20 protein-coding genes and 1 tRNA gene are annotated in these 22,454 nt (G+C 67.9%); 9 read left to right on the top strand and 12 right to left on the bottom strand.

The window, feature by feature from the left end; genetic code table 11:
- Window positions 1-7: 7 nt before the first annotated feature.
- From AB2U09_RS20670 to AB2U09_RS20660, 3 genes are all read right to left on the bottom strand, one after another.
- Complete coding sequence (locus tag AB2U09_RS20670; protein WP_459194635.1) at window positions 8-1,297, bottom strand: DUF7405 family protein; 1,290 nt, start codon at window positions 1,295-1,297, stop codon at window positions 8-10.
- 111 nt (window positions 1,298-1,408) lie between these two features.
- A complete protein-coding gene (locus AB2U09_RS20665) occupies window positions 1,409-2,455 on the bottom strand; it encodes a DUF7282 domain-containing protein (RefSeq protein WP_459194634.1) in 1,047 nt (348 codons plus the stop codon).
- A 1-nt stretch (window position 2,456) separates the two neighbouring features.
- Window positions 2,457-3,596: a DUF7350 domain-containing protein gene (locus AB2U09_RS20660; protein ID WP_459194633.1), complete on the bottom strand. Its 1,140-nt coding sequence runs from the start codon at window positions 3,594-3,596 to the stop codon at window positions 2,457-2,459.
- Between the two features lie 176 nt (window positions 3,597-3,772).
- Here AB2U09_RS20660 and AB2U09_RS20655 point away from each other — a divergent pair, with 176 nt between their 5' ends.
- The 3 genes from AB2U09_RS20655 (at window position 3,773) to AB2U09_RS20645 (ending at window position 6,442) form a co-directional block, all read left to right on the top strand.
- Window positions 3,773-4,168, top strand: coding sequence for a hypothetical protein (locus tag AB2U09_RS20655; protein WP_459194632.1), 396 nt, complete (start codon window positions 3,773-3,775; stop codon window positions 4,166-4,168).
- 963 nt (window positions 4,169-5,131) lie between these two features.
- A complete protein-coding gene (locus AB2U09_RS20650) occupies window positions 5,132-5,305 on the top strand; it encodes a hypothetical protein (RefSeq protein WP_459194631.1) in 174 nt (57 codons plus the stop codon).
- 90 nt (window positions 5,306-5,395) lie between these two features.
- Complete coding sequence (locus AB2U09_RS20645; protein WP_459194630.1) at window positions 5,396-6,442, top strand: glycoside hydrolase family 88/105 protein; 1,047 nt, start codon at window positions 5,396-5,398, stop codon at window positions 6,440-6,442.
- Between the two features lie 68 nt (window positions 6,443-6,510).
- On the opposite strand, the gene AB2U09_RS20640 is transcribed toward AB2U09_RS20645, so the two are convergent.
- Window positions 6,511-7,338, bottom strand: coding sequence for an SDR family NAD(P)-dependent oxidoreductase (locus AB2U09_RS20640; protein ID WP_459194629.1), 828 nt, complete (start codon window positions 7,336-7,338; stop codon window positions 6,511-6,513).
- Between the two features lie 616 nt (window positions 7,339-7,954).
- A complete protein-coding gene (gene aroE / locus AB2U09_RS20635; RefSeq protein WP_459194628.1) occupies window positions 7,955-8,755 on the bottom strand; it encodes a shikimate dehydrogenase in 801 nt (266 codons plus the stop codon).
- 383 nt (window positions 8,756-9,138) lie between these two features.
- On the opposite strand from aroE, the gene AB2U09_RS20630 reads away from it, so the two are divergent.
- Window positions 9,139-9,900, top strand: coding sequence for an NINE protein (locus AB2U09_RS20630; RefSeq protein ID WP_459194627.1), 762 nt, complete (start codon window positions 9,139-9,141; stop codon window positions 9,898-9,900).
- 117 nt (window positions 9,901-10,017) lie between these two features.
- Here the strand turns inward: AB2U09_RS20630 and AB2U09_RS20625 are convergent.
- Window positions 10,018-10,092, bottom strand: a tRNA-Val gene (locus AB2U09_RS20625).
- 85 nt (window positions 10,093-10,177) lie between these two features.
- The gene (locus AB2U09_RS20620; protein WP_459194626.1) at window positions 10,178-10,423 is read right to left on the bottom strand and encodes a DUF7553 family protein; all 246 of its coding nucleotides are present in this window, start codon (window positions 10,421-10,423) and stop codon (window positions 10,178-10,180) included.
- Window positions 10,424-10,654: 231 nt separating this feature from the next.
- Between AB2U09_RS20620 and AB2U09_RS20615 the strand changes: the two genes are divergently transcribed.
- The gene (locus tag AB2U09_RS20615; protein ID WP_459194625.1) at window positions 10,655-11,605 is read left to right on the top strand and encodes an MBL fold metallo-hydrolase; all 951 of its coding nucleotides are present in this window, start codon (window positions 10,655-10,657) and stop codon (window positions 11,603-11,605) included.
- 32 nt (window positions 11,606-11,637) lie between these two features.
- On the opposite strand, the gene AB2U09_RS20610 is transcribed toward AB2U09_RS20615, so the two are convergent.
- Window positions 11,638-12,174, bottom strand: coding sequence for a cob(I)yrinic acid a,c-diamide adenosyltransferase (locus tag AB2U09_RS20610; protein WP_459194624.1), 537 nt, complete (start codon window positions 12,172-12,174; stop codon window positions 11,638-11,640).
- Between the two features lie 137 nt (window positions 12,175-12,311).
- Here AB2U09_RS20610 and AB2U09_RS20605 point away from each other — a divergent pair, with 137 nt between their 5' ends.
- Window positions 12,312-12,485, top strand: coding sequence for a DUF7838 family putative zinc beta-ribbon protein (locus AB2U09_RS20605; RefSeq protein WP_459194623.1), 174 nt, complete (start codon window positions 12,312-12,314; stop codon window positions 12,483-12,485).
- A 52-nt stretch (window positions 12,486-12,537) separates the two neighbouring features.
- Here the strand turns inward: AB2U09_RS20605 and AB2U09_RS20600 are convergent, their stop codons facing one another.
- From AB2U09_RS20600 to gcvPA, 3 genes are all read right to left on the bottom strand, one after another.
- A complete protein-coding gene (locus tag AB2U09_RS20600) occupies window positions 12,538-15,612 on the bottom strand; it encodes a PAS domain S-box protein (RefSeq protein ID WP_459194622.1) in 3,075 nt (1,024 codons plus the stop codon).
- A gap of 102 nt (window positions 15,613-15,714) precedes the next feature.
- On the bottom strand, window positions 15,715-17,202 hold the full coding sequence (gcvPB, locus tag AB2U09_RS20595) for an aminomethyl-transferring glycine dehydrogenase subunit GcvPB (protein ID WP_459194621.1): 1,488 nt from the start codon (window positions 17,200-17,202) through the stop codon (window positions 15,715-15,717).
- A 1-nt stretch (window position 17,203) separates the two neighbouring features.
- Window positions 17,204-18,535 (bottom strand): aminomethyl-transferring glycine dehydrogenase subunit GcvPA, encoded by a 1,332-nt coding sequence (gcvPA, locus tag AB2U09_RS20590; protein ID WP_459194620.1) that lies wholly within the window; start codon window positions 18,533-18,535, stop codon window positions 17,204-17,206.
- A gap of 190 nt (window positions 18,536-18,725) precedes the next feature.
- Between gcvPA and AB2U09_RS20585 the strand changes: the two genes are divergently transcribed.
- On the top strand, window positions 18,726-19,688 hold the full coding sequence (locus tag AB2U09_RS20585) for a C-terminal binding protein (RefSeq protein WP_459194619.1): 963 nt from the start codon (window positions 18,726-18,728) through the stop codon (window positions 19,686-19,688).
- 43 nt (window positions 19,689-19,731) lie between these two features.
- Here AB2U09_RS20585 and AB2U09_RS20580 read toward each other — a convergent pair whose 3' ends face one another.
- On the bottom strand, window positions 19,732-20,040 hold the full coding sequence (locus tag AB2U09_RS20580) for an Hsp20/alpha crystallin family protein (protein ID WP_459194618.1): 309 nt from the start codon (window positions 20,038-20,040) through the stop codon (window positions 19,732-19,734).
- A 155-nt stretch (window positions 20,041-20,195) separates the two neighbouring features.
- On the opposite strand from AB2U09_RS20580, the gene AB2U09_RS20575 reads away from it, so the two are divergent.
- Window positions 20,196-20,861, top strand: coding sequence for a TetR/AcrR family transcriptional regulator (locus tag AB2U09_RS20575; protein ID WP_459194617.1), 666 nt, complete (start codon window positions 20,196-20,198; stop codon window positions 20,859-20,861).
- Window positions 20,861-22,447, top strand: a complete 1,587-nt coding sequence (locus AB2U09_RS20570) for an MATE family efflux transporter (protein ID WP_459194616.1) — start codon at window positions 20,861-20,863, stop codon at window positions 22,445-22,447. The genes AB2U09_RS20575 and AB2U09_RS20570 overlap by 1 nt, the downstream gene beginning before the upstream one ends.
- Window positions 22,448-22,454: the final 7 nt, after the last annotated feature.

Genomic DNA, 22,454 nt, shown 5'->3' with positions numbered 1-22,454 from the left:
CACAGATTCACGGGTCCGGCCGGGGGAGCGACCGATGTTCCCGGGGCGGCAGGAGGAAGTTGCCGCGCCGCCGGACGAAGACGTACTCCAGGATGCCGTTGTTGACCCGCTGGCGGACCGCCGGGTTGTCGGTCAGGTCCGTGCCGTTCATCGCCGAGCGGGTGGCGACGAAGTCCGAGATCTCCTCCTGCAGCGCGAGGAAGTGCAGGCCGGCCTCGCCGCCGTCCGTCGAGTCGAAGTCCCGGCGGAGGATGATGGGCGAGCCGTCCTCGCGGACGCGAGCATTCTTCTGGGCGTGGCCGACGCGCCCGTACTCCCGGGCGTGGGCCTCGATGTCGTCGACGCACTCGCCGACGCCGTTGTCGTTCCCGAGGTTCGCGCCGGTCCCCTCGACGCGCCCCTCCTCGGCGTGGGCGGGGCAGAACATCTCCGCGACGCGGTCGTGGTGGTCCTGCTCGCCGTACCAGTCGTCCAGTCGCAGTCGAAGCTTCGAGACGTGCTGCGTCGTACCGCCGGCGAAGGGGCCGTCGGTGATCGTCACACGGTCCTCGCTGGCCTGGTTCTTCTCGAAGCCGGACTCGAAGCCCATGAACAGCGGGGCGTCCTCGGGGACTGCCTCCGGATCCGGAATGCCCTCTACGTCGCTGTGCTCCGCGGGGAGACCCTCGCCGACGAAACCCGTCCGACGGGCGGGACCGCCGTCGGCCAGCGACGCCTCGGCGAACACGTCCGAGAGGTCCGTCTCCATCTCGACGCCGTTGACTTCGTTGCGTTCGCCGAACAGACCTTCCTCGGCGGCGAGGAGGGCCGATCCCTTGTCGCTGGCGAGGTGGACGATCGCGTCCGGGTCGTCGAGCGCGGGGTCCTCGAAGGTCGACAGCGCCTCGGGCGCGGGCAGGTCGACGCCCTCGGGGAGCGCGGCGTCGAAGCGTTCGAAGTAGGAGAGGGCGTAGCCGACGGTGAACAGCAGGCCGTCGCTGCTGCGGGCAAACGCGCGCTCCAGCGACTGGAATGCGGCCTCCGCCCGGCCGCGATCGTCGTCGGTCGGCGTCCCGGCGCCGGTATAATCGAGGTACAGGAGGAGGTGGTGGCGCGGCGGGACGTGGTTGCCGTGCTCGTCGGTCGAGAGCGCGTCGTTCCAGGCGTGCTGGCGGGAGGGGCGGGCCGGATCGGTGGTCGTCGGGGTCGCGGCGTCGTCCTCGCGGTCGAGACAGGCCGACAGCGCCGCGGACCCGCCGATAGCGACCGCGGCCTTGACGAACTCGCGCCGGGAGGGGTCGGTCGTGCGGGGAGCCATCACTGTGAATACAGGACCGCTCGGAAATGGACGTTGCGATTCCATCCATACGCGCGGCAGGCGCAGGTTCGCGCCGGAGACCGGCGGGACCGGACAAACCGCCCGGTTCGACTATTCGCGGCGCGAGCGTACGGCGGCCCCGATCCCGAGCAGGACGCCCAGCGCTGCCAGTGCGACGCCGAATCCGGAGCCGTCGTCCGCCGTAGTGCCCGCGGCATCGGCCCCGTCGGGCGTCGCGTCAGTAGCTGACCCCGGAGGCAGCGAACCCGTCGCCGTGGGAGATTCCGTGGCGGTATCCGACCCTTCGGGCGTCGCCGATGCGGGGGGCGCAGTCGTCACCGTCGGCGTGTTGATCACCGGTCCGCCGCTGGCCTCGTCGTCGGGCGCGACCACGATGTACGTACCGACGGTCCGGTCGCCGGCGGTGATCGATGGGTCCTCGGGACCGAAGGCGCCGTCGCCGTCGTCGCGGTGGGCGGCGACGTGGACGCGGAAGTCCGTCGGTTGCTCGGCGACGTACGACCGGTCGATCGGGACCGTCACGTTCTCGTGGCTCCCTGCGGGGAGCGAGCGCGTTCCAATGGTCTCGTTCGTCCCGACCGGGCTGACCGAGACGTGGCCGGATTCGGCGAGATCGACTCGCCTGACGGTGAGGTTTCCGTCGCCGACCGGCTGCGGGTCGAAGCGCATTCCGAGGACCCGCGCCTCCGCGCCGTCGCTCTTCCGGACGGTGATCTCCGTCCGCGCCGCGCGACTGCGCATCGCTGCGGAGGTGTCCGTGCCGATGTCGAACTCCTCGTTGCCGTCCATGTCGTCGTGGAGGACCGCCCAGACCGTCCTGTTGCCCGACCACTCGGCCCAGACGGACTCGTCTATCTCGACGGGGACGCTCGACATGTAGGTCATATCGGGCGTCCGGCCGACGTAGGTGTGGCCGATCGGGTCGCCGGGTCTGCCTCCGTCGTCGGCCCGGAGGACGACGAACCCGGGCGTCAGTGCCGAGACCGTCTCGACGACGACGGTGCCGTCACCGGTCACCTGCGAGTCGGCGGCGACGTGATCGCCGTGGGCCTGCACCGTCGCGACCGCGAGCGGCGTCGCGAGGACGAGGGCGACTGCGAGGACGGCGCCGAGCCGGAGAGAGATGCGCTCCGTCATGTCAGACGGTGAGCGTCACCTGATTCATCTGGAGGAACGCGCGTTCGTAGCCTTCGTGGCGGGCCAGCTGGGGCGGCGTGTCCACGGAGACGGTGATCTCGTCGCCCGACCGGGGCGCTTCCGGGACGGCCGCGCCGTAGTGGTATCCCAGTTCGGGGTCGAGCGTCCGGCGGAGTTCGCCCTCGAAGACCGTCTCGCCGTCCCGCGAGATCGTCGCCGACAGCCCCATCGCGGGCAGTACCAGCCGGTTGTACGGGGTCCGGGCCGAGACCGCGAGGTACGGGTCGCCGTCCGTGAGCCCGCTCACTGCGTCGGCCGCGAGGTGCGTCGTCACGAGCTTCGCGTCGTCGCTGCGGCCGGTACCGACGACTGTGCCGGGGAGATCCGCGGGCTCGGCCGCCAGCGGCTGGGGGAGCTCGCCCATCTCCATCGGGGCGAGCGCGCCGCGCTTGCCCGCCTCGTCGAGCTGTTCGGTCTGGAGCTGTTCGCGCGTCTGCTTGGACCAGTCGAACTCGACGTCGACGCGCTCGCCGTCGCCGAAGCGGTCGGCGAAATCGCCGGTCGTCCGCGCGCTGACGCCGCCGACGCTCAGTCGCGCGGTGTAGGTGCCGTCGCCGTCGAGTTCGAAGTTCGCGCCGTAGTGAAAGCCCATACGCTGGGAGAGCATCGGGTAGATGACCTCCTGAGAGACTAACTCGCCGTCGCGGGCGATCTCCACGGAGAGGTTCGAGTCGGGCAGGACGGTCCCCGTCTCGGGGTCCCAGACGGCCGCCATCAGGTGGACGTCGTCGCTCTCGCGGATGGACGTCACCGACCGCTCGTCGAGGGTGACCGTCCAGAAGCGGTGGGGAACTGCCACCAGCAGGGCGAATCGGTAGTCGCCCGCGGTCGCCGTCCCCGGCATCACCATCGTCTCGCGAAACGACTGGACGTAGACGCCGCTCGGCCCTTCGGGGGTCGGTGTCGGGGGGGCCGTCGGTTCGGCCGTGGACGGCTCGTCGGTGGGGGAGACCGTCGAGTCGGGCGGCGATCCAGTGGATTGAGTCGCCGTGGCGTCGCCCTCGCCGCCGTCGTTCAGACAACCGGCGAGTCCGAGCGCCGCGGCGCCCGTCGCGGAGTGGAGGAAGCTCCGTCGGTTCATCGCCCGGGAGTTGGGCCATGCGGCGGTTAACCGTTCTGGTATCTCCATCGACACGTTCGGACGAAAACGCCCGAGGGCGCCACGGTAGCTCCGGGACGGCGGAAAGTCGGGGCGGCGCTGTCGGACGCTGCAATTTCGCGCTCGCTATTTAAGTTCTCGCGGGGCGTGAGAGACGTATGGCATTCGACAACGTCACGCTGTTCGAAGTCCACCTCGACGGCGCGCAGTTCGGTCCGGCCACGACGTCCGACCGCGACGACGAGGGCCGATCGGAGCGGCCGGCCGCCCCGCGACGCGACTCGGAAACCCGCTCCGGGAAGTCGGCCCCCGTGACCGCCGCCGAACCCTCCGCTGAGTCGACTGACGACGGCGGGAGCGGGCGCAATCGGGTCGTCGCGCTCGTGGCCGCGAGCGTAGTCCTCTCAGTCATCGCCACGGTAGTCGCCAAGCGACTGGCCAGTCGCGGCGATCCCGATCTCGACGTCGATAGCCCCGAGAACGCCGAGAGCGAGCCGTACACGTCGGAAGGAGGCAGTCCCGTCGCGGGACCGTCGGCCCCTCGCGACCAGTAACTCGGTCGGTGAAAATTCTGTTTTAGTTTCAGGTGTCGTTATCACCCGACGGCTCCTTGGTCGGCGTGCGGTCGGCGCGCGCCCTCCACCCGGCGCTTGCCGTCCGCGTGCCCGACAACCCCACCCGCGACCCGACACGGAGCCGGCAGCACCGCGCTGCCGGCGCCAGGCTGTCCCGTCCCCGGCGGGACAGCCGCCACCTTCGTTCGGCCGGGCCTGTCACCCGCGGGCTCGGCCGGTCGTTGCGACACCGAGAGCAGTCGCTGTATCGCGGACTCGCTGCCCGTACTACTTATCCGAGCCGGCTGAACGAGGACGTGATGGACTCCCGGCGATCTGCCGTGCTCGCGGTCGTCGTCAGCACGTTCCTCGTCGGGATCGGCGGGACGTCTTTCCGATTTTGCCGAACCTCGGCGACCTCGGCATCGGGCACGGCCCGATGATCTCGCGTCCGATCGTGGCAGCGACGGGCTTCCCCCCAGCGTATTCCTCCTGTGTCGTGATCCCATCTCGCATAGGAAGGCTACTCGTCGTCGAACTCTCCTCCCGAACCGACCACGGCAACCCGCAGACGGCGACCATCTTAGCCGGGAAGTGACGCTGAATAACACAAATTCGTATGCTGTCTTGTATTGTTTATAGTCTGTATTACGATACAAATACCGGTAGCCCTACGCACGATACCAAACCGTGTACTATACTTCCCCCATTCGGAGTCCTGTACGGTGATTCGTGATTTCACGTTGGGGTGAGTGACCGAAACTCGGTAGTAACCTCGTTCCACATAGTACCGACTCTATTGCGAGATGAGTCCGCTTACCGAAGTTCTCCGATCGAATGTGGCTCTTCTATATCTCCTATTTTCATAAGAATTCAATCTATGTCGAGAGCAAGATAACACGATCGTTATCACGGTCGGATGGAGATCGAGCGGGTTATCCGTGGGCATCGGTGAGGGTGGGTGTGACCTCCACTGACTCCGACCCGGACGCGCCGGGCCCTCTGACGACCGATGCCTATCACGTCACTGTCGACGACGGCCGCGACTCGTTTTTCGCCCTGAGTATCGAACGCGAGGACAGCGAGACGGCGTGGCTGATGTCCGATACCGTCGTCGCGCTCGACGAGATGCGCTAGCCCGCGACTCGCCCGCTGGCGCGCTCTCCCGTAACCGCCCGTGGGAGTGATCCCCTCGCTCTTAAGAGAGGGCCGCTCACATTGGGTAGTATGCCCACAGAGCGCACACTCGAGGAGTTGCTGCCGACCGTCGCCGAGTACACCCTCGGACTCGACTTCGAGGAGTTCATCCAGGGCGAACGGCCGATGGTCCTCCGCGGCCTGCTGGCCACCGACGACGACGAACACACCGAGATCGCCGAGGAGTACATCGACAAGGCGGTCCGCTCGCAGTCGACGAAGGGCCAGCTCGCGTACGGCTCGATCGACGTCGTCCCCGAGTGGGACGAACACCGGATCTTCCGCCCGGTCCCGGACGCCGGCGCGTTCGGCTACCTCGTCCTCGACGTCTACGAGGACGACGGCCCCGAGTACTTCCTCGAGGCCGCCCGGCGGCAGTTCGAGTACTTCCACGAGGACGCCCCCCGCAGCGAGGCGGGCGGCATCTCCCACCACATCGACGACATCGAACTGTGGATCGACGCCGTCTACATGATGTGTCCGTTCATGGCCCGCTACGGCCAGATCACCGACACGCCCGAGGCGATCGAGGAAGCGGTCGACCAGATCCTCGTCCACCACGAGCACCTTGTCGACCCCAAGTCCGACCTCTACCGGCACATCTGGCGCGAGACGCCGGACAGCTACCCCGACGGCTCGCTGTGGCTCCGCGGCAACGGCTGGATGGCCAACGGCATCCTCGACACGCTCGACTACGTCCCCGAGGACCACCCCGAGCGCGATCGGCTGGAGGAGATCGTCACCGACCACCTCCTGAGCATGGCGGAGTACCAGGACCGCAGCGGCTTCTGGCACCACCTCATCGACGACCCGTCGATGTACCTCGAAACGTCGGGGACCATGCAGTACGCCTACGCCTTCACCGAGGCCGTCGATCGCGGCCTGCTCGACGAGGAGTACCGCGAACACGCCGAGCGCGCGATGAGCGCGGCGAAGACGGCCGTCACCAACGACGGCGCCGTCCAGCGCAACGCCGCCATGCCCGGCGGCCCCGAGGCCCCCCAGGCCGTGAATCTCTACGGTCAGGGCTGGTTCCTGATCTCCGGGACGCGACTGCGCGAATCCGGCGCCGAGTAACGACTGTCGAGCCCGGCGTTCGTCCAAATCTCGTTTTCAAACGCGTGGTCGATCGAGTCCGGGGCCGTTCAGTCGGCCGCCTGCCCGCCGTCGACGGGGATCGTGTGTCCGGTGATGTACGAGGCGTCGTCCGAGCAGAGGAAGGCGACGGCGCCGGCGATCTCCTCGGGGTCGGCGATGCGGTCCATCGGCACGTCCCGCATGGCTGACGTGTCGTAGTCGGCCGTGAGGGTCCGGATCGCGGTTCTGACGAGTTCGACGGCCCGTCGCACCCGACTCAGCAGCGACGAGTCGCCCGCGCCGAGGAAACTGTTCTGGATGTTCGTCTTCGTCGGTCCCGGCGCGACGGCGTTGACGCGAACGCCGCGGCCGGCGTACTCCAGCGCGACCGACTTCGTGAGACCGACCACGCCGTGTTTGCTGGCCGAGTAGCTGGAGAGTCCCGCGATCCCGACCAGCCCCGACTCGGAAGCAGTGTTGACGATGGCGCCGCTCCCCTGATCGAGCATCACCGGAAGTTCGGCTTTCATGCACGCCCAGACCCCCTTCAGGTTCACGTCGACGATCCGGTCCCAGTCGGCCTCCGAGATGGCCGTCGTCTCGTCGAACCCGGTGAGGATGCCCGCGTTGTTGTGCGCGAAGTCGAGCGCGCCGTAGGTCTCCACCGCCACGTCGACCATGCGTTCGACCGACGCCGTGTCGGAGACGTCGACCTCGACGGCGATCGCGTCCCCGCCTCGGTCGACGATGTCTTCGGCCGTCTCTTTCGCTGTCTCTGGGTCGAGGTCCGCGACGACGACGTTCGCTCCTTCCTCGGCGAACCGACGTGCGGACGCGCGTCCGATTCCCGATCCTGCGCCCGTCACGAGCGCGGTCTTACCTTCGAGTCCTTTCATTCTGGATCCCCCAGTACGTTCCGGCGTCTCGGACATATAAGTGACTGTGAGAGTGGCCGTGAATGGCGGGTAGCGAGCATCTTCGAACCCCTCGGCGCACTCGCTAGCCGACGGATCGACCACAGCAGACAGCAAGCGATGAAAGCCCTCGGCGCGCTCGCTAGCAGTAACTGAGACCGCGACCCCCGGGAACAACAGGCGTTGAAAGCCCTCGACGCGCTCGCGGTCGCTGAGACGGGATATCCGCGCTCTCGGCACCGCCCGCGCGGATAGTGCCCGCTCAGGCGACTACATGAACGCGAGCCCGCCTCGCCCTTTCAGTCCACCAGGAACCGCAATCACACCACACAGCACCGCAGACGGCCACACCCCTCCCCAGCCGATTCCTTCACTCGCGATGCTCGCTCAGTCATCCCTCGCACGATGCCGTCGCGCGACGAGACGCGCGACAGCGCGCGCCACTGTGGTCTGTTGAATCGCCGTCCCGCATCCGCGTGCCTACGGCGCACGGTTCACGCGAGCGGCGGAGCTGCTCGCGCTTTTTCACCCATGTTTTTGCGTCGGGGTGCCCGCAGCGCCCTTCGGGCGCGAGGACACGCCCGCCGGAAAAAGATGGTTAGAGGTGACTCCGGAGGGCCTCGTTCATCACGTCGACCGGCGCGTCCTCGCCGGTCCACGTCTCGAAGGCGTCGACGCCCTGGAACAGCAGCATCCACGCGCCGTCGATGGTCTGGGCGCCGGCGTTCGCGGCGTCCGTGAGGAACGTCGTGTCGAGCGGTTTGTAGACGGCGTCGAAGGCCACGCAGTCGCCGTGCCAGGCGTCGGCGGGCGCGACCGACTCGTCCGATTCGAGGCCGACGCTGGTGGCGTTGGCGACGACGTCGGCGTCGGCCATCAGGTCCGGCAGTTCGTCGAGGCCGTGGCCCGTCGCGCCGGGGACCTCGTCGGCGAGGTCGTGGGCCTTCGATTCGGTCCGGTTCGCGACCGCCACGCTGGCGCCGGCCTCCTCGAACCCGAATGCGAGTGCGCGGGCCGCGCCGCCTGCCCCGACCACGACAGCAGTGGCGCCGTCGAGATCGACGTCGTGGTGCTCGAACGCCCGGAGCGTCCCCGTCATGTCGGTGTTGTACCCGATCGGACCGTCGTCGGTGAAGTCGATGGTGTTGACCGCGCCGACGCGCTCGACCGACTCTTCGGGGTCGACGAACTCGTAAGCGTCGTGTTTGAACGGCAGCGTGACCGTCAGGCCGTCGATACCGAGCGCTTCCGCGCCCTGAAATGCCTCCTCGATCCGGTCGGGATCGGCCTCGAAGGTGACGAACTTGGCGTCGATGCCCAGATGGTCGAAGGCAGCCTGGTGCAGCGGCGGTGACAGCGAGTGTTCGACGGGATTCCCGATGATGCCGTAAACGTCCATACGCGTGTGCTCTCCGGGATGGGTAAAAAATGATCACGTTCGATCCCCGCGGACCGACAGCATCGCTCCCGAAGCGATCAGAAGTATCGTGCCCTCGGTACGGGATGCCGGAAAGAGAGTGTCCTGTCGATCCGACAGCGTGCCCTCCCGATATCGAAGTCGATCGCGACCGATCTACGATCCGTTACTCGGATCACTGGTGTCGATACTCTGAAAGACGGGCGTGAAATCGAGCGGGATCGCCGCCGCGGGAATCGTTCGACATCACGCGCCCGCATCGATCTCACTGTCCGGAAACACGCACCGCTGGCACCCTCCACCTGATTATCAAAGTCTGTACTCTGCCCAGTGACTTTATCGTGGGATAGTCGGCACACCCAGACATGAGCGATAGAAAGTATCCTGATAAGAATCGGACAGTCGCGATCTTGTTATCAGTTCTCGGAGTGTACGGATTACATCGGTTCTACCTGGGCGAGTTCAAGAAAGGCGCGATCTATCTCGTCTTCTTCTGGACGCTCGTCCCAATGGTTCTGGGGTTCTACGACGGGTATAAATACTACAAGAATCCCCAGTGGTTCGCTGACGGCGCTCAGACCGGAGGCGCTGAGACTACAGAAACCGACGCCCCGGCGACCACCGGTACCGAAAACGGAGACAGTGGCACGGCCGAACCCCTCCCGGACGACGCCGTGATGAGTGCCACCGGCGCGAACGGGAAGGTAACGCTCTATCAGGACCGGCTCGAGATCTCGAGAGAAGACATCGGGATGATCCACAAAATGCAGCACGGCTTCAAGGGCGACAAGGACATCCCGTACGAATCGATAACGAGTATTCAGCTGCGGAAACCGTCGTCGGTCACTCGCGGCTATATCCAGTTCGGACAGAGCGGCTACTCCGAAAGTGACGACGGACTGATGGACGCGACCTCGGACGAGAATACCGTTCTGTTCGACAAGGAATCGCTGAGCGAATTCGAGGAACTCCGCGCGAAAGTTCGCGAGTTGAAGAACGGAGACGTGGAGGAATCCACCGGGAGCATGGACGAAGCGATGGAAAAGCTCAGAAACCGATATGCAGAGGGTGAAATCGACGAGGAGGAATTCGAGCAGCGGAAAGACATCCTCCAGCAGGACGGATAGCTGGAGTTCGTTCCTCGCGTAGCTGCACAGCCAGCTTACTTTTCGGTCGATCCTTCGACCACGACTGAACCCGACTACGAAAGAGCGAAACGCACTCGCTCCGGGTGAGTAACTGAATGGGTTGGCCAGGAGTTGAACCTGGGGCCTGCTCCGTGTGAAGGAGCCGTCATAACCGGACTAGACCACCAACCCGGACACTCCCCGATAATCCACGGCCCACCTTAAGAATTGCTTTCCGTCGAGACGACTACCGGGGGCGACTCGACGCGGATCGAACCTATCGCAGGTCGACGCGTCCGCGATACGAACCGACCGTCGCGCGGACCTCGCGGACGGCGCCTCGCACGCGGCCCGCCAGTTTCTCTCGGGCCGTCTCGACCCGCCTCGGTTCGGGCTCCTCCGCCCGACCGGTCAGCTCCCGTACCTTCTTCTCGGCCGGCGCGACCTCCTCGGTCACGCCCTTCCTGGCCGCCCTCACCGCTCGCTTCAGGTAGTACAGGGTGTCTTCGAAGTGCCTGTTCATATCTGTCCTTACGCAGAGGACAGATATATGCTTTGCCCCACCACCGCAACGTTTATCTTGGTTTAGGCACACCTAAATCACGTCGGCGTCCGGTCGACCGCCAGGCCGGCGCCGTCTGTCTGTCCCAATACATCGAGACGTCCGCACACGACGGTGGGCATCGCCGTGTGCCGGCGATTTTTCGGGGGGACTCCCGCCACTCACTTACTGCACCGGCCGGTAACTGCCGGTGTGTTCGAACGAGTCTCCGTGCCGACGCCGTTCCAGGTCGGCCCAGTCAACGCGTACCTCGCCGGCCGGACCGTCGTCGACCCCGGTCCCGACAGCGAGGAGGCGTGGTCGCGGCTCACGGACGCGCTGGCCGAGCGCGACCTCGAACCGGACGACGTCGATCAGGTGCTCGTCACACACCCTCACCCGGACCACTTCGGGCTCGCGAGCCGGTTCCGCGAGCGCGGCGCGTCGGTCGTCGCACATCCCGACGCCGCGACGATCATGGCCGACTTCCCCGAACGGCTCGACGCCGAGCAGGCCTACTTCCGGGAGTTCTTCGAGCGCTGCGGCATGGAACCCTCGACGGCCGACACAGTCACCGAACTCCCCGGGGCGTTCGTCAACTACGCGCCGAGCGTCGAGACCGACCGCGAAGTCGCGGCTGGCGACACCGTCACCGTGGACGGCCGGCAGCTCCGCGTCGACGGACTCGTCGGCCACGCGGAGGGCGAAGTGCTCTTCGCGTTCGACGGCCCCGCTGGACGGGAGGCGGTCGTCGGCGACAACGTCCTCGCCGAGATCACGCCAAATCCCTTCCTCCAGCCGCCGCCAGAACCCGACGCCGAGCGGCCCCGCGTCCTCCCGGCGTACAACGAGCGCCTCGAATCGCTACGCGAGGACGGCTACGACCGCATGCACCCCGGCCACCGGGACCGGATCGAGGACCCGACCGCCCGGATCGACGCGATCCTCGACGAGCACGACGAGCGGACCGAGCGGGTGGCGGGCATGCTCGACGAACCCACAGCGCCCGTCGAGGTGATGACCGAACTGTTCGGCGACCTCCCCGTCACCGAGCAGTTCCCCGGCATGAGCGAAGCGGTCGGTCACCTCGACGTGCTCGAGGCCGCCGGACGAGTGACCGTCCGGGAGAGCGAGGGAACCATCGTCTACGAGCGCACCGACTGACCGGAAAACGGCGGGACGAACGCTCTGGCCGCTCAGTACGACGGTGATTCCTCGCGGACGCCCTCGCGTTTGTTCACCACGCGGGCAAGCGTGAAAAGCAGGTCCGAGAGGCGGTTGAGGTAGACGAGCGCGGTCTCGTTGACGCCCTCCTCGGCCTCGGCGAAGGCGACCGCCCGCCGCTCGGCGCGCCGACAGACCGCCCGCGCCTGGTGGAGCCGCGCCCCCGGTTCGGACCCGCTCGGGAGGATGAAACTCTCCAGCGGCTCCAGTTCCTCGTCGAACGTGTCGATGCTATCTTCGAGGTGTTCGACGTGCTCCTCGCGGACGCGAGGGTCGTCCTCGTCGGGATCGGGGTTGGCGAAGTCCGCCTGCGCGACGTGGAGGTGGTTCTGGACCTCCCGCAGGAGGTCGTCGACGTCGTCGTGGCCGGTCGGGCGGACGACGCCGACGAGCGCGTTGACCTCGTCGACGGTCCCGTAGGCCTCGATGCGCGGGTTCGTCTTCGAGACGCGGGACATGTCCCGCAGGTCCGTCAGCCCCTCGTCGCCACGACCAGTGTAGATCTTCATACCCACGGCTCGGACGGCCAGCGACTTAAATACGGAGCCGAATCCGTGACGCGAGAGCGTTCAGTTTCGTGCCGCCCACACCATCGCGCCGCGAAAAGATCAGCACGTTAAATTACCGCCGTGCTGAAGGCGGAGGTATGAGCGAGGTCATGCGACACGAGTGTCCGGTCTGTGGGACCGAGCGGGAGTTCTACCAGGCGGCGAGCATGCAGGTCCACATCGGGAAGAAGGTCAAGTGGCACTGCCCCGACTGTGACTACGGCTTCGTCCGCATCGACGAGACCGTCGACACGAGCAAGGCCACGGCCTGATCCGGCCGCGTTCGTTTTGCGAGACAGCGATACCGTTCGATAGCGTCGCTGCTCATTCGTCGGCGGGAATCAGCGAGAGAACGACTTCCGCGCCGCCGAGGTCGCTCTCCTCGAAGCGCAGCCGGCCGCCGCAAGAGTCGCACACCCAGCGGACCACCCACAGGCCGAGCCCGCTCGCGTGTTCGAGCTGGGTGATCTCGGTCGACTCGTCGACGACCGCCCGCTCCTGCTCGGGGATCCCGGGCCCGTCGTCGGCGACGCTGAGCACGACCCGCCCGTCCTCGCAGTCGGGTGCGACGCGGACCTGCACCTGCTCTGCGCCGTGTTCGGCGCTGTTCTCCAGCAGTTCGCCGAGCGCGAGTTCGAGCCGACCGTCGCCGACGACGGTCGCGTCGTCCACGTCGGTGGTGATCCGCAGGTCGGGGTAGTCTTCGCGGCATTCGTCGACCGATTCCTCGACGAGAGTTCCGATTTCGGTGGTCTCCTCCCGGAGCGACCCCTCGCGCATGGTGCGGTCGAGCGAGCGTGCCCGCTCGCTGAGCGAGGCCACGTCGGTGGCGGTTTCCACGAGCGTCTCCGCCCACTCGTCGACCGTCTCGTCGTCCACGCGCCGCGCGATCATCTCCGCGTACCCCATCACGACGTTGAGGTCGTTGCGGAGGTTGTGTCTGAGGACGCGGTTGAGCACCTGGAGCCGACGCTCGCGCTCCTTCTGGTCGGTGATGTCGGTGTAGATCCCGAAGCTGTTGATCCCCTCGTCGCCAGTCTCGAACGGGATTCCCCGGAAGAGGAAGTCCCGGTAGCCGTCGGCGGCCTCGCGGCGGATCTCCTCCTGAGTGATTTCGCCGCTGGCCGTCGCCCGATCGAGTTGGCGGCCGCTCTCGCGCTCGTCGGTCGGCAGGATGTAGTCGTTGAGCGAATCGCCCGAGATCGTCGCGGGGTCGTACCCGAACACGTCCCCGAAGGCGTCGTTGACGGCCGTGACGATCGGTTCGCCGGCCTCGTCGTGTGTCGCCTCGACGACGGCGTCGGGCAGGTTGTCGAAGAGGTAGGTGAACCGGTCGCGCTGGGTCTCCAGTTGCTCGCGCGTCTCGACGAGCTCGCTCCGGTCGCGGACGACGCCGACGGTTCCGGCGACGGCCTCGTCGGCGGGGAGCGGCGAGACCTCCACCTCGGCGGGGAGCCGTTCGCCGGCGTCGTACCGAAGCGCCGTCTGGACGAGGCTGCTCTCGGCGCCCCCGTCGCGGACGTCGTCGACCGCCGCTTCGAACGCCGCGTCGTCCTCGACCATGGACGCGACCGGCTGTCCGACGAGTTCCGACCGCTCGCTCCCCAGCCACTCGGCGAGCGGTTCCGTCACCAGCGAGAAGCGGCCCGTCTCGTCGGCGACGTACACCATGTCCTGCACGTTCTCCAGCACCGTCCGATACTGGACGAGCTCGTCCTCGTAGGCGACGCGGTCGAGCGCGACCGCCGCGTTCGAGGCCAGGATCTCGGCGAGCGAGCGGTCGCGCTCGTCGAGCGCGCCGCGTTCGGCCAGCCCGATGCTGAGGACGCCCTGGTCGCCGAGCGGGACGTAGAGCGTCTCCGCGAGCGGGGCCGGCAGGTCGAAGCCGCCGGACTCGAAGTCCTCGGGCGCGAGGAGTATCTCGCTCCGCTCGAACGCGCGGCCGGGCCCGCCCTCGCCGACCGCGTAGTCCGGTCGATTCGCGATCGTGACCCCGGACGCGTCGGATCCGGCGGCGATTTCGAGGCAGTCGCACTCCGGGTCGTACAGCCGGACGACGTTGAGGTCGTACCCGAGCGTCCCCGCCACGGCGTCGGCGACGATCTCGGCGACCCGCTCGCGGCTGTGGGCGGCCAGCAGCGCCCGCGACGTATCGAGCAGTTCGGCGAACTGCTCGCGGGCCTCCCGGAGCTCGCGCTCCCGCTCCTTCCGGTCGGAGATGTCGCGGATGACCCCGGCCGTCCCGACGAACTCGCCGTCGTCGGTCAGCATCGTCATGTGGTCTTCGGCCTCGAGCGGCCCGCCGGACTCGCGCTGGAGCGCGAGTTCGAACGTCGTCTCGACGGCGTTGCCGTAGACGAGTTCCCGGAGCTTGTTCTCGGCGAGCTGGACCGTCGGTTCGTCCTTGACGACGGACGTGTGCTCGCCGAGCAGCTCCTCGCGGTCGTAGCCCGTCAACTCGAGGAGCGCGTCGTTGACGACGTCAAAGTGTCCCGCCTCGTCCAGCGCGTAGACGCCGTCGTCGACGGCCTCGATGATCGACTCGTAGCGCTCCAGCTCGCGTGTCCGCTCGCGACGGTCGCTCACGTCGCGGATGACCCCTGCGAGGCCGGCGAACTCGCCGTCCTCGGTGACGAGGGTCGCGTGGTCTTCCGCCGGGAACGGCTCGTCGTCCTTGGGTACGATCGTCGTCGAGACCGTCACTGCCGACTCGTCGCCCCAGACGAGGTCGTCGACCGCGTCGAGCGCAGTATCCAGGGAGTCCTCGGAGAGTATCAGGCCCGACTCCGCGCCGACGAGTTCGTCCGGTGCGTAGCCGGTCATGTCGGCCAGCGACTCGTTGACGACGACGAACCGTCCCTGTCGATCGAGAACGTAGACGCCGTCCTCGACGGCGTCGAGCGCAGTCGCCGTCTCCTTGACACCGACGCTGCCGTCGCTTTCCCGGGCGGTCAACTCGGCTGTCCCGGCGGCCCGGTCGTCCCGTTCGTGGACGGAGCCGCCGTCTGCAGTCTCCGTGTGTGGTTCGAGAGAGAGGTGAGCCCGCACCCGTTCGGTGAGCGACTCGTCGGCGGTCGAGCCTGGATAGTACTCGGTGACGCCCAGGCGGGTCGCCGCCGCGGCGAGTTCGCCGTCCGGCTGTGTCGACGCGAGCACGACCGGACCGTCGTAGCCGTACTCCCGGACGGTCTCGACGGCGCCGAGCGGTCCGACTCCTTCGGTCGTGTCCGCGCGTGTGTCGGGTTCGGCGGCGACGACGCAATCGACGTCGAACTCGCTGAACGCCGAGAGGATCTCCCGCCGCGTCTCGGCACGCAAGAGGCGCCACTCCGTCGCTTCGAGCGCCTCGATCCACCCCGAATCGACCTGTCGCCCGACGACGAGTACCCGCTGTCCCATTCGTGAACCTGACCAACGACGCTTCCGTATATATCGGCTTCCCCCCGATTATCGAAAGGAAAACCGAACCGCGGACCGCCTACGGCGGCCGGGGTCGAACGGCTACTCGTCGAGCGCGTGCCAGGAGAGCCGCGGCTCGCGGGCGGCGCTGACCTGGTCTATCCGGCGGGCCGCGGTCCGCTCGGGCGCGGCCTGAAGCGTCGCGTCGTCCTCGGCCGCGACGGCGTTGAACGCCGCCGCGAGGTCGTCGAGCGACCCGCGCGGCTCTGCCTCCGTGGGTTCGGTCATCAGCGCCTCGTCGACGATTTCGGGCCACTTCGTCGTCGGCGGGTGGACGCCGTAGTCGAGCATCCGCTTGGCCGCGTCCGCGGCGTCCTGCTCGCCCGCGCTCGCGACGAACTCGTGGTGGAACGGGCCGTAGGGAACCTCGTAGTCGATCCGGCTGGCGAGGTAGTTGGCGTTCAGGACCGCCTTCGCGCTCGCGTCGGCCAGCCCCTCGTCGCCGAGACGCGCGATGTAGGCGTACGCCCGGACGAGGACGAGCCAGTTGCCCGCGAAGCCGTGGACCTTGCCGATGGACTGGTCGGGTTCGTAGCGCTCGTAGCCGCTGCCGTCCGGCTGTTCGCGGACGTGCGGCGTCGGCAGGAACGGCGCGAGTTCCTCGGTGACGCCGACCGGACCGGCGCCCGGACCGCCGCCGCCGTGGGGCGTCGCGAACGTCTTGTGGACGTTGTAGTGCATCACGTCGAATCCCATGTCACCGGGACGGGCGCGCCCGAGCAGCGCGTTGAGGTTCGCGCCGTCGTAGTAGAGCAGGCCGCCCGCGTCGTGGACGATCTCGGCGATCTCCTCGATGTCGCGCTCGAAGAGCCCGAGCGTGTTCGGGTTGGTGAGCATCAGCGCCGCGGTGTCGTCGCCGACCGCGGCCTCCAGCGCCTCGATGTCGACGCGACCGTCGTCGGCGCTTGGGAGTTCGACCACGTCGAAGCCGGACATGGCCGCCGTCGCGAAGTTCGTCCCGTGGGCGCTGTCGGGGATGACGACTTCGGTCCTGTCCTCGCCGTTGGCCTCGTGATAGGCCGCGGCGATCTGGATGCCGGTGAACTCCCCGGCCGCGCCCGCCGGCGGCTGGAGCGTCACGGCGTCCATCCCGCCGATGCGCCCGAGGTAGTCCTGCAGGTTCGCCTGCAGTTCGAGCGTCCCCTGGACGCTGCGCCCCGAGCGGTCGGGGTGGACGGCGGCGTCGGGCAGCGCGGCGACCTGCTCGCTGAACTTCGGGTTGTACTTCATCGTACACGACCCGAGCGGGAACGGCCCGCTGTCGACGCCGTAGTTCATCCCCGAGAGCCGCGTGTAGTGACGCGCGAGTTCAGGCTCGGCCAGCCCGGGCAGTTCGAGCGAGTCTCGCGTCAGGTCGTCCGGGAGCGGCGAGTCGTCGCCGATCTCGACCTCCGTCGAGTCCTTCTCCGACAGGAGCGGTTCGTACTCGCCGTCGTCGGTCCAGCGCGCCTGATCGTAGAGCGTGCCCGCCTCGGGCGCCTGCTCCTCCCGCTCGTCCTCTGCGTCGGCCGCGTCGCGTTCGTCGCTCATCTCAGGCCACCTCCTCGACCGCCTCGACGAAGCGGTCGATCGCGGGCTCGTTGGCGTCGGTGACGCAGACCTGGATGCGGTGGTCGCCGACGACGTGGACGGCGAACCCCTCCGCTTCGAGGTCGCTCGCCACCGCCTCGGCCGGCTGGTCGGTACGTGCCTGGAACTCACGGAAGTGATAGCGGTCGTGGACGGGCGCCTTGACGCCGGACACGTCGTCGAGCCTGTTCGCGAGATCCTCGGCCAGTCGGACGCAGTCCTCGGCGAGGTCGACGAGACCGTCCGGGCCGAGCGTGGCGGCGTGGATGGCCGCCCGGAGCGCCAGCAGCGCCTGGTTCGTGCAGATGTTGCTCGTCGCCCGCTCCTTCCGGATGTGCTGCTCGCGGGTCTGGAGCGTCAGCGTGAACGCCCGGCGGTCCGTGGCGTCTTCGCTGACGCCGACGAGCCGACCGGGCACCTGCCGGAGGTGTTCCTCGCGGGTCGCGAAGATGCCCATGCCCGTACCGTAGGCGGTCCCGAGGCCGAGCGAACTCGCCTCGCCGACGACCACGTCGGCGCCGACGTCGGCGGGCCGCTCCAGCAGCGCGAGCGCGACCGGATCCGACCCGACGACGAACAGCGCGTCGTGCTCGTCGGCGAGGTCGCCGACTGCACCGAGCGACTCCTCGATGGCCCCGCTGACGGTCGGATTCTCGGCGTAGACCATCGCAGCGTCGCCGTCCAGCGCGTCGGCGAGGCCGTCCACGTCGACGTTGCCGGCCTCGGTCGGGTAGGACTCGACCGAGAGGTCGGGACCGGCGGCGTACTGCTCCAGCACGGCGCGCTTGCCCTCGCGCAGCTGGTCGGGGACGAGGACGCGGTCGCCCGAGACCGAGCGGACCCGCTGGGAGAGCGTCGCGGCCTCGCCGAGCGCGGAGGCGGCGTCGTACATCGAGCAGTTGGCCACGTCGAGGCCCGTCAGCTCGACGAGCATCGACTGGTACTCGAACAGCGCCTGCAGGAACCCCTGTGCGACCTCGGGCTGGTACTGCGTGTAGGAGGTGAGAAACTCCTGGCGGCTCGCCAGGTCGTCGACCAGCGCCGGGACGTAGTGGTCGTAGTGGCCACGCCCCATGAACTCGGTGAGGTCGTCGTTGCGCCCGAGCGTCCGCTGGACCTGCCGCCGGACGGTCCGCTCCTCCCGGGCCTCGATGCCGAACTCGCCGTCGAAGCGGACCGGCTCGGGGATGTCGAACAGGTCCTCCTCGCTGTCCGCGCCGACGGCCGCGAGCATCGCCTCGGTGTCGGCCGCGTCGTGGGGGGCGTACGGGCTCCCGCGCGTCTGCCGTGTCATTGTGTTCCCTCGCGTGTCATCTGGAATCCTCCGTCGGGAGTGATGAGCGATCCTATCGGGTGCTCGCACATGAGCCTCCCGTTTCCCACCCTGTCGCGAGAAATCCAGTCGCCGGACGGTCGCCTCCGAATTTATCAGTCGCCGGGAACGGGTGTGCGCCTTTTTCCCCGACCGCCCCCGGATCACGCACATGAAAGTCGTCGCGAGCGAGGACCGGATGATCGACGCCGACCTCCTGAGAGATCGGCTGGGTGACGACGTGACCGTCACGGTCGCGGAGACGGACACGGAGCCAGCGGTCCGCGCGGCTGCCGCCGACGCCGTCGCGCTCGTCGCGAACGTCTCGACGCCAGTGACCGCCGACGTGCTCGACGCCTGCGCGGATCTGGAGATCGTCGCGCGGGCCGGCGTCGGGATCGACACTATCGACGTCGAGGCGGCCGCCGAGCGCGGCGTCGCGGTGTCGAACACGCCGGACTACTGCACCGACGAGGTGGCGAGCCACACCGTCTCGCTCCTGCTGGCTTCCCTGCGCCGCCTGGGCGCCTACGACCGCGACGTGAAGGCCGGCGGCTGGGACTGGGGCGTCGGCGGGACGGTCCACCGGCTGGCCGACCTCACCCTCGGGTTCGTCTCCTACGGGCCGATCGCCCGGCGCGTCCGCGAGCAGACCGACGGGTTCGGCGTCGACTACGTCGCCTACGACCCCTACGTCGACGCCGACGAGATGGCCGGCGACGGCGTCGAGCAGGTCGAGTTCGAGGCGCTGCTCGACCGGAGCGACCTCGTGTCGGTCAACGCGCCGCTGACCGGGGAGACGCGGAACATGGTCGACGCGGCGGCGTTCGAGCGACTCCCCGACCACGCCGTCGTCGTCAACACGGGTCGCGGCGGCGTCGTCGACGAGGCCGCGCTGGCTCGCGCGCTCGAAGCGGGAGAGATCGCGGCGGCGGGGCTAGACGTCTTCAGCGAGGAACCCCCCGAGAACTCGCCGCTGTTCGACCGAGACGACGCAATCCTGACGCCGCACGCGGCGTGGTACTCCGCGGAGGCCCTCGAGGACCTCAACCGGACGGTGGCCGAGAACGTCGCCGCCGCCCTCGCCGACGAGACGCCGCCGGACCGGATCGATCCGGAACTGGACTGGGTCTGAGCGGCGGGAGAGCGGAGTGGGGCTCTCTCGGCCAAACCGGCACTCAGTCTCCGACGTCGATCCGGGTCCCGGGCCGGGAGCCGTCGTCGGTGATGGGGAGCCGGACGGTCAGGACGTCGTCGTCGTAATCGGCGGTGATCGACTCCGCGTCGACCGACCGCGGAACCGAGACGTCGTGGTTGTACACGCGCGTCTCGCCGTCATCGGTCCGGTGTTCGGCGGCGACGTGGAGCCGGCCGTCGTGCCAGCGCAGGTCGATGTCCTCCCGGTCGTAGCCGGGGAGGTCGACGTACACCTCGTAGGCGTCGTCGTCCCTGTACAGTTCGACTTCGTGGTCCGGGTGGTGAGTCATGGGCGCTACCTGAACAGTGGGGCGCGAGCCATTTGAATCGCCGCGTCGATTCCCGTCTGTCGGGCACAGCGAAGCCGCACCGGCCGTGTCAGGCGTTGACTAACGGGTCAGTCAGTTCGGAATCTTTTTGACTGACCGGTCAGTTAAGGTCGTCAATGAGCGGAGAGACGGACAGCGCCGCGGCCGACGCCTCGGACACGCCCGAGGCGATCATGGAGGCCACCTATCGGGCGCTGTGCAAACACGGCTACGCCGATCTGACGATGCAGGACATCGCGGACGAATCGGACAAGAGCAAAGCCTCCCTCCACTATCACTTCGACACGAAAGAGGACCTGCTGCTGGCGTTTCTCGACCACCTCTACGCCTCGTTCACCGCCGACTTCGCGACGACCGAGGGCGACAACGCGGTCGATCGCCTCGTCTCGTTCGTCGACGAGGTGCTCTGTCAGTCGGACGTGGAAGGCACCGAGGAGTTCCAGACCGCACTCCTGGAGATCAAGGCGCAGGGCCCCTACGTCGAGGAATACCGTGAGGAACTGGAACGGGTCGACTCGTTCGTCCGCGAGCGGGTGCGCGAGATCGTCGCCGACGGGATCGAGGACGGGGTGATCCGTGAGGACGTCGACCCGGTCGACACCGCCGAGTTCGTGGTGACCATCGTCGACGGCGTCAACACCCGCCGCGTCGCCATCGGCGAGACCGACGGAAGCACGCGGAACATCTTCGTCGACTACGTCCGCGAGAACCTCGTCGCGCCCGACGCCGACGTCGCGCTCGAAGATGACGACGTCGGCGCCATCTCGGAGGGTGAGGACTGATGGCCGGCGACCGAGTCGACCGGTTCGTCAGCGCCGTCCGCAGGCGGGTGAACATGGTGTTCAAGGGTCGCGACGAGTTCGATCTGACCTCCGGGGGGATCGCCAAACCGCTGTTCTACCTCTCGATCCCTATCGTCGTGACCAACCTCCTGCAGACGATGTACAACCTCGTCGACACCATCTGGCTGGGCCGCTACAGCACGGAGGCGCTGGCGGCCATCAGCTTCGCGTTCCCCGTCGTCTTCTTCCTCATCTCGCTGGGGCTGGGCATCTCTATCGCGGGAAGTATCCTCGTCGCCCAGAACGTCGGCGCGGACGACGAACGGCAGGCGGAGTTCGCCGCGTCGCAGACGGTCACCTTCGCCATCATCGCGTCGCTGATACTCGGCACCGTCGGCTACTTCGTCGTCGGCGACATCCTCGCGCTGCTCGGTGCCTCCGACGACGTACTCCCCGGCGCGACGGCGTACCTGGAGATCATCTCCATCGGGATGGTGTTCATGTTCGCCTTCTTCGTGTTCATGTCGCTCATGCGCGGCTACGGCGACACGATCACGCCGATGCTGGTCATGTTCGTCACCGTCGTCGTCAACATGATCCTCGACCCGTTCCTCATCTTCGGGTGGGGGCCGTTCCCCCCGCTTGGCGTCGAGGGGGCCGCCTACGCGACGATCTTCTCGCGAGCGCTCGCGACAGCAATCGGTCTCGGCATCATGTTCCAGGGCACCCGCGGCGTCCAGATCCGCCTCGAAGACATGAAACCCGACCTGACATACCTGCGGAAGCTCCTGCGGGTCGGGGTGCCCGCGTCCATCGAGGGGACCGGCAACTCGATCGCCGTCAACCTCATGCTGATCATCGTCAGCGCGTTCCCGACCGCCGTCGTCGCCGCCTACGGCGTCGGCGTCCGGATGTTCTCGGTCATCTTCCTGCCGGCCATCGCGGTCGGCCGCGGCGTCGAGACGATGTCCGGGCAGAACATCGGCGCGAAGGAGCAGGAGCGGGCCGCCGCGGCCACCCACTTCGCCGCTCGCGCCATGTTCGTCGTCCTCGCCGGCGTCGGCGTGCTGACGTGGCTGGGCGCCGGGAACATCGTCGCCATCTTCTCCGACGACCCGGAAGTGGTCGAGGTCGGCCGGGTCTTCCTCCGCTACGTCGCCCCCACCTTCGGGTTCACCGGCATCTTCCACTCCTACAAGGGCGGGTTCCGCGGCGCCGGCAAGACGATGACCGCCGCGCTCATCTCCATCGCCATGCTCGGCGCCATCCGGCTCCCCGTCGCACTCTTTGCCTCGCAGTCGCTGGCCTTCGAGGGGACGTGGGCCGCCGACCTCGTCGACGCCATCCCGTTCGACCCGCTCGCCGCGCTCCTGCGGGCGCCCATCGAGTCCGTCGCGGCCTTCGAGATGGGTTACGAGGGCATCTGGCTCTCCTTCGCCGTCTCGAACATCTGCGGCGCCGCCATCGCCTTCGCCTGGTACATGCGCGGCACCTGGCGCGACGCCGATCTCACCGAGGAAGCAACCGGCGTGGCGGCTGCCGGTGCCGACGCCGATGCGGACGCCGAGCCCGCGACCGACGACTGAGTCGCGG

The sequence above is a fragment of the Halosimplex yunnanense genome (genome assembly GCF_054504345.1).
This window is presented reverse-complemented; position numbering and strand designations above follow the sequence as displayed.

Bases quoted from the DNA above. Each gene is read 5' to 3' on its own strand.
- AB2U09_RS20670 (WP_459194635.1), bottom strand. From the start codon at position 1,297: ATGGCTCCCCGCACGACCGACCCCTCCCGGCGCGAGTTCGTCAAGGCC.
- AB2U09_RS20665 (WP_459194634.1), bottom strand. From the start codon at position 2,455: ATGACGGAGCGCATCTCTCTCCGGCTCGGCGCCGTCCTCGCAGTCGCC.
- AB2U09_RS20660 (WP_459194633.1), bottom strand. From the start codon at position 3,596: ATGAACCGACGGAGCTTCCTCCACTCCGCGACGGGCGCCGCGGCGCTC.
- AB2U09_RS20655 (WP_459194632.1), top strand. From the start codon at position 3,773: ATGGCATTCGACAACGTCACGCTGTTCGAAGTCCACCTCGACGGCGCG.
- AB2U09_RS20645 (WP_459194630.1), top strand. From the start codon at position 5,396: ATGCCCACAGAGCGCACACTCGAGGAGTTGCTGCCGACCGTCGCCGAG.
- AB2U09_RS20640 (WP_459194629.1), bottom strand. From the start codon at position 7,338: ATGAAAGGACTCGAAGGTAAGACCGCGCTCGTGACGGGCGCAGGATCG.
- aroE (WP_459194628.1), bottom strand. From the start codon at position 8,755: ATGGACGTTTACGGCATCATCGGGAATCCCGTCGAACACTCGCTGTCA.
- AB2U09_RS20630 (WP_459194627.1), top strand. From the start codon at position 9,139: ATGAGCGATAGAAAGTATCCTGATAAGAATCGGACAGTCGCGATCTTG.
- AB2U09_RS20620 (WP_459194626.1), bottom strand. From the start codon at position 10,423: ATGAACAGGCACTTCGAAGACACCCTGTACTACCTGAAGCGAGCGGTG.
- AB2U09_RS20610 (WP_459194624.1), bottom strand. From the start codon at position 12,174: ATGAAGATCTACACTGGTCGTGGCGACGAGGGGCTGACGGACCTGCGG.
- AB2U09_RS20605 (WP_459194623.1), top strand. From the start codon at position 12,312: ATGAGCGAGGTCATGCGACACGAGTGTCCGGTCTGTGGGACCGAGCGG.
- AB2U09_RS20600 (WP_459194622.1), bottom strand. From the start codon at position 15,612: ATGGGACAGCGGGTACTCGTCGTCGGGCGACAGGTCGATTCGGGGTGG.
- gcvPB (WP_459194621.1), bottom strand. From the start codon at position 17,202: ATGAGCGACGAACGCGACGCGGCCGACGCAGAGGACGAGCGGGAGGAG.
- gcvPA (WP_459194620.1), bottom strand. From the start codon at position 18,535: ATGACACGGCAGACGCGCGGGAGCCCGTACGCCCCCCACGACGCGGCC.
- AB2U09_RS20585 (WP_459194619.1), top strand. From the start codon at position 18,726: ATGAAAGTCGTCGCGAGCGAGGACCGGATGATCGACGCCGACCTCCTG.
- AB2U09_RS20580 (WP_459194618.1), bottom strand. From the start codon at position 20,040: ATGACTCACCACCCGGACCACGAAGTCGAACTGTACAGGGACGACGAC.
- AB2U09_RS20575 (WP_459194617.1), top strand. From the start codon at position 20,196: ATGAGCGGAGAGACGGACAGCGCCGCGGCCGACGCCTCGGACACGCCC.
- AB2U09_RS20570 (WP_459194616.1), top strand. From the start codon at position 20,861: ATGGCCGGCGACCGAGTCGACCGGTTCGTCAGCGCCGTCCGCAGGCGG.